The sequence below is a fragment of the Streptomyces europaeiscabiei genome, assembly GCF_001550375.1.
Lineage (GTDB): Bacteria > Actinomycetota > Actinomycetes > Streptomycetales > Streptomycetaceae > Streptomyces > Streptomyces europaeiscabiei.
In genome coordinates this window covers 1-717 of the sequence record NZ_LRTR01000870.1, presented here as the reverse complement: position 1 = coordinate 717, position 717 = coordinate 1, and the positions used below count along the sequence as shown (strand labels likewise).

Genomic DNA, 717 nt, shown 5'->3' with positions numbered 1-717 from the left:
GACCAGCAGCTGCCAGTAGTCCTCGGGGGTGCCGATACCGCCGGGCAGGCGGCAGGCCATCGACACCACCGCGATCGGCTCGTCCGCTCCGGCGCGGCGGGTGCGACGCGAGACGGCCGTCCGCTGGGGGACGTTCGTCAGGTCGAGCTTGTCGAGGAGGAGCCCGGCGATGGCGGTGGGGGTGGGGTAGTCGAAGGCGAGAGTCGCGGGCAGGGCGGTGTCCGTCTCGGCCGACAGGCGACGGCGCAGTTCGACCGCCATCACCGAGTCGATGCCCAGGTCCTTCAGGACCTGGTCCGGACCGAGACCCGCCGCGTCGGAGACACCGAGGACGATCGCCGCCTCGTCGCACACCAGTCGCGTCAGATCCCTGCGCCGCTCTACGTCGGACAGGGCGGCCAGACGGTCCCGCAGTGCCGACGGCCGCGCCGCGGCCCGGCCCGCCTGCCGCAGCCGCGGCCGCACCAGCCCCCGGAACCTCGGCGCAACCTCGCCGCCCCGGTCCGCGGCCCGCTGCAACTCCGCCAACTCCAGCTTCACCGGGGCGAGATGCGCATACGGCTGGGTGAGCGCGGCGTGGAGCAGTCGCATGCCCTCCGCCTCCGACAGCGAACCGATGCCCTGCCGGCGGATTCCGGCGAGTTCGGCGTCGCCGAGGTGGGCGGTCATGCCGATGCCGGCCTGCTGCCACAGGCCCCAGGAGAGGCTGGTGGCGAC

The 717-nt window shown here is 73.9% G+C and carries 1 protein-coding gene; it reads right to left on the bottom strand.

The features are described from left to right. A partial coding sequence (locus AWZ10_RS51250) for an acyl carrier protein (protein ID WP_244172771.1) occupies positions 1-717 on the bottom strand: 717 nt, incomplete at both ends.